Source organism: Pseudoalteromonas sp. Z1A6, assembly GCF_011378745.1.
Lineage (GTDB): Bacteria > Pseudomonadota > Gammaproteobacteria > Enterobacterales > Alteromonadaceae > Pseudoalteromonas > Pseudoalteromonas arctica.
Genome location: NZ_WTKW01000280.1, coordinates 1 through 5,585, shown reverse-complemented (window position 1 = coordinate 5,585; position 5,585 = coordinate 1). Strand labels below are relative to the sequence as shown.

The following is a 5,585-nucleotide window of genomic DNA, read 5'->3' as shown; positions in this document are numbered from 1 at the left end:
AATTTTTTAACTACTACAAAATTAGTTGTTTTGATTTAATCGCATTTATACTTTTACGCTGTTAATGTATGTTAATATTGTGTGATATCACATGTATTACAAAAACAGTCATTGTTTTTGATTTTTTGATTGCGCAGGAGACTTTTGGGTGAAAATATCACAACGTTTATTTTGGCCATTACTTTTTGTGTGCCCTCTTATAACGGCTGAGCCGTTTGAAGATGAAGATCTCGATCTTGATGCTTTAATGGGTATGGATGTGCAAGCGACTTCTGCGATGAAAAGAGCACAATCAGCATTTGATACCGCCTCATCTATTTATGTATTAAGTAAAGAACAAATTACTAAATCTGGTGCTACATCAGTACCTGAAGCACTAAAAATGGTGCCGGGTTTAATTGTCCGTCAGCTCGATAACAATCAATGGGCTATTTCCTCAAGAGGCATTGCCTCTCGCTTTTCAAGCAAATTATTGGTTATGATTGACGGACAAAGCTTATATACCCCAAAGTTTGCCGCTGTTTATTGGGAAACACTCAACGTTCCTTTGTACGATATTGAACGTATTGAAGTTATACGCGGACAAGGCGGATTACTTTGGGGAAGTAACGCAAATAATGGCGTTATTAATATCATTACTAAAAATAGTATTGATACTCGCGGTGGACACGCAAGTGTAACAACTGGTAATCAAATAAATGTTGATGCTAATCTTCGCTACGGTGGTGATATAAGTAACATAGGCAGCTACCGAGTGTATGGGCACTTAAAAGATGCGAATGAATCCCAAAAAGGCATCTCACTTCCCCCTAATGACACAACCAAACAAAACTCTTTAGGTTTTAGAGCTGACTTTACCCCTAATGATGAGTGGTCAGCACTACTCCAGGGTGATGTAACTCATTCCACACTTGGCCAAAACTACCGAGGTGTTGTCGATGAAACCAACGAAAACATTTCATTTTCAGATGATTTAAAGCGAACAGACTCGCGCATAATGGCGCGCCTTGAAAACAGAATGTCGCCAGATGCCAATCAAATGCTACAAATTTCTTGGCTTAAACAAAATGGCTCTCAAAATTATATTAAAGAAGACTTTGAATCTATAGATATTGATTATCAAATGAACTTTATATATCAATCTCTACAGTTAGATTGGGGGTTGAACTACCGATACAATTCTATATCTTTCGCAGAAAGCGTATTTTTAGATAGCGATAAAAACTTTGATAGCCTCAAACAATATGGTGCACTTGTTCAAGCTCAATACAATGTGACTCCTGACACTCTCGACTTTATTATTGGTACTAAGCTTGATCATAACGATTTAACTGGCTGGGAAAATCAACCATCAGCAAGACTTATATACAAACCAGTAGATAACCATCTTACTTGGGGCGCAATATCGCGAAGTGTACGTACACCAACATTAATTGAGTTTAACGACAACTTTAAAGTTAATGGTACAGAAATTAAAGATCTTACCGGTTTAAGTTCAGGCTTTGACCAAATAGACGACTACCGAATTGCAACCTACCTAAATGGTAATGACAAAGTTAAATCAGAAAACTATCTATCTTATGAATTAGGCTACCGTTTTACTGCTAACGATTGGTCATTGGATCTTTCTACTTATTATACCGATGCTAAAAACGTAGCGGTTATTGATATGAATACACATGCTGAACAATTCACTCCTATACTTGATTTATTTCTAGCAGGGAGAATTCCAGAAGTATTTCAAGCACTAAGAATGACTCGTATAGATTTAGACTTTGCATCTGTAGCAGACACAACCACTAAAGGGTTCGACTTAGTAGTATCATGGCAACCAATTGATAATCTCAATACTGAGTTTGGTTATAGTTACACCGATTATAACTACGATTTACCTCCTAGAGTAGAGCCCGCTATCGGGTATGACTCTAAAAACAGGCAGTTATTTGCAAAAGCCGATTATTCTTTTTTAACCAACCATAACGTGTTTGCGACATTACGAGCAGTAAACTCAAATGCATATAATACTGATAATTACACAACGTTAGATATTAGTTGGAATTGGCAGGCTACTCCTGTGTGGTCTACTGCAGTTTCGGGTAAAAACCTATTTTCAGGTTCACATATTGAGTACAGTAATACGCGCGAAACCTATACATTACCAAACTATATTGATGAATGTATTACGTTTACAATTTCAGCAAATTTCTAAGCTAATTAGATGATTAAATTAAGAAGTCTAATTCACAGAAGCTTAATAGCCTTGGTACTTTTAAGTACCAGCGTTGACGCTGTTGAAAAAGAATACATGCTAAAAGCAGGCTTCTTGTATAACTTTGCACGTTTTGGACACTGGGATTCTCATTTAGAGCCCCTTGATCAATTTACTATTTGTAGCCCTGATAAATACTTTATTGATGTGGCTAACACCGCTCTAAAAAATCGCACTATAAAAAAATTACCTTTACATAATAAATTAGTCACTATTGATGAAGTCACAACATCTGCGTGTAACATGCTATTTATCACCTCAGATACATTTGCCCAGTGGCAAAACATAACTCCTTTAGATCTAAAAAATATTATGGTCATTGGTGAAACAGACTCATTTATTGAAAATGGCGGCCATATCAGATTCTTTCTTTCCAGTGGTAAAATTCGCTTTGAAATTGCACCACAACAGCTTAAAGATGCAGGCATTACTATGAGTTCAAAAGTACTACGACTTGCACGCGTTGTAGATAGGTAATGCAATGAAAAAACTATTTGCATTAAATACAATGAGCAAAAAATTATTATTCATCTTAATGAGTGTCGCACTTGTATCAACCGCTACAGTAACCATTGTATTTAGTGCTTATGAAATCACCAGCGCTAAAGAAGAACAAATAGAAAGCCTGGGGTCGCTGTCTAAAATGCTTTCACCCAATATAACTGCTGCACTTATGTTTAATGATATAGATGCAGTACAAGAGCTTATAAACCCAATACTTATACGCTCAGATGTTATTAGTATAATGGTAACGAGTATGACTGGTGAACAACTTGTTGTTGCTCAAGCCGAAAATGAAGAAATAGAACAAAGCATTGAGGTTAATACCCCCCTTCAGCTCGATATGCATGATTATGGCGTATTAAAAATACGCGCTAACAACAGTTACATTCAAGACAGAATCACTTTTTACTTTAAATTTATAATGATTTTGATGGTCTTTACCTTTGCTATCAGCCTCATTTTATCCCTTTTGCTAAGGCGCCGCTTTTTAAACCCTATTTTATATTTAGCACAAACAGCAAATAAAATAACAACGTCACATGATTATAGTTTACGCGCTAAACAACTATCACAAGATGAAGTCGGACAGTTAACTTCTTGTTTTAACGATATGCTATACAACATTGAGCAAAGAGAAAGTTCATTAGAAAACCAAGTTAGGCTTCGTACTAATGAACTTGAAAATGCAAATATTCAGTTGCAACAATATGCTTACCAAGACGGGTTAACTGATTTGCCGAACAGACGGTATTTTTACGAAAAACTACAAAGCTTAGTAAGTGTTAAAGGAATGAAATTCGCACTTATATTTATAGATTTAGATGGTTTTAAAGAAGTAAACGACAGCCTTGGACATGACTACGGTGATTTATTATTACACCAGGTAGCAACGAGGCTGCAAAGCTGTATAACAACAAAAGATACAGTAGCACGCTTGGGTGGAGACGAATTTACATTAATTTTAGAGGGTGTAAGTAGCCCTGATGAAGCATCAAAAATTGCCGAAGCTGTAAAAAGTAGTTTAATGCAGAGTATTAAAATAAAAAAAGAAACAGTCTATGTTACCGCAAGCATAGGTTTAACGTTTTTCCCTGTTGATGGTTTAACAGTAGAAGAGCTTGTTAGACGTGCTGATCAAGCGATGTATTTATCTAAAAATAAAGGGCGGAATCGCTATGAGTTTTTCTCCTATGCTATAGAAGAAAAAGCCACAGAAAAGCGTCGCCTGATAGAAGAGATACGCACTGCAATTGTAAAAAACCAATTTGAATTATATTACCAACCTATATTTTCAATTGATGGGAAATCAGTACCAAAAGCTGAAGCCCTTATTCGTTGGAACCACCCTGAACGAGGCCTAATAGGGCCCAATGAATTTATACCTGTTGCTGAAAAAAACGGATTGATAAACGACATAGGCCAATGGGTAAAATCTCAAGCAATTCAAGATACCGTCCTATTCAATGTTTTAAGTGAAAAGACAATTCAAGTCAGTGTAAATACATCACCTCTTGAAATTGACCGCGCTGGTTGCTGGGTGGATGAATGGATTGTTGCAAGTAAAAAGTACCAACTACCCGCCAACACTATTTTAATTGAAGTCACTGAAAATACCTTAATGGATCCAGATTCGTCAATACAGCGACAATTAAAACGCTTAAGCACTATTAATATAGACATAGCGATTGACGACTTTGGTGTTGGTTATTCTTCTTTGGCGTATCTACAGCGCTTAGATATAGATATTTTAAAAATAGATCGTTCATTTATAAGCGATATTGAATCAAACGATAATAGTATCGCTCTCGTGAAGGCTATTATAACTATGGCTCACAACCTAGATGTAATGGTGGTAGCGGAAGGTGTTGAAACACAAAAACAGTATGACCTATTAAAGCTGCTTGCTTGCGATTATATTCAAGGCTACATTTTTTCAAAGGCAATTACTAAACAAGAGTTTATGAAAAAGTATATAATACCAATCCGCAATAATACTTAATCATTTTGCGGGGCTGAATGTGTCGCTACCTGTGTTAAAAAATTCTCATTAAGAACAACTAAATAGAAAATTTTTTGCCTAGCTATCAACACGTTTTTCCATCCTCAAAATAGATCACTTAATTAAGCGAATTGGTATAAAACAAAAAGAAGTGATCTGATTTATGTCCATCTTGCTAAATTTTAGCAAGCCAACACAGAACACGTCTTTACTCTTGCGTTAAAATTTCATGTATTTAAAGCTCAATCCCAAGCTATAACCAGCGAGGGACTAGTTGTTTATACTCTTTATATTGTGTTGAAAAGCGATGAGCTAAATGAGCTTCTTCAACTAACGTCTGTCTATATATAGCTATAAAACCAATAACCAAACAGGTCAAACTAAATATACTAGGTAAGGCTAAAAAGAAACCCACCTGTGCAGCTACAACACCTAAATACATCGGATTCCTAGAGTATTCATATAGTCCTGATGTTTTAAGCTCATGTGGTCCCTTAGGATCAATTCCTGAACGCCAAAGTGCTGCCATATGAAAATGTACAAACATCGTCAAAATAAAACCTGCACTCAATAAAATATCGCCAAATAATACACCTGGCCAGCCATTGAGAATTGGAAATAGCCCAAGGTAGCTATCTAACTCAGGTACAAACACTCTAATTACACATATAAACCAAATAGCAGCCCTGAAAAACTTAAAAACCATATGGTTCCACCAACTAGTACAAAACTTATCTCCGGGATAAATAACGCCTGATGGTGTGTCTCTATTTTTATAAATAATTCTAAATGTATAAAACCCCGCAACAAAAG

At 36.0% G+C, this 5,585-nt stretch carries 4 protein-coding genes; 3 read left to right on the top strand and 1 reads right to left on the bottom strand.

Annotation, left to right across the window (positions count from 1 at the left end; translation table 11 throughout):
• Nucleotides 1-148 precede the first annotated feature (148 nt).
• The 3 genes from GQR46_RS15350 to GQR46_RS15340 are packed head-to-tail and all read left to right on the top strand — an operon-like array spanning nucleotide 149 to nucleotide 4,772.
• Complete coding sequence (locus GQR46_RS15350) at nucleotides 149-2,209, top strand: TonB-dependent receptor (RefSeq protein WP_165741385.1); 2,061 nt, start codon at nucleotides 149-151, stop codon at nucleotides 2,207-2,209.
• 9 nt (nucleotides 2,210-2,218) lie between these two features.
• On the top strand, nucleotides 2,219-2,746 hold the full coding sequence (locus tag GQR46_RS15345) for a YfiR family protein (protein WP_007586256.1): 528 nt from the start codon (nucleotides 2,219-2,221) through the stop codon (nucleotides 2,744-2,746).
• A 4-nt stretch (nucleotides 2,747-2,750) separates the two neighbouring features.
• Complete coding sequence (locus GQR46_RS15340; protein WP_165741384.1) at nucleotides 2,751-4,772, top strand: EAL domain-containing protein; 2,022 nt, start codon at nucleotides 2,751-2,753, stop codon at nucleotides 4,770-4,772.
• Nucleotides 4,773-5,025: 253 nt separating this feature from the next.
• Here the strand turns inward: GQR46_RS15340 and GQR46_RS15335 are convergent.
• Nucleotides 5,026-5,585 (bottom strand): isoprenylcysteine carboxylmethyltransferase family protein (locus tag GQR46_RS15335; RefSeq protein WP_240922913.1); only part of this gene is annotated, 560 nt, incomplete at its 5' end.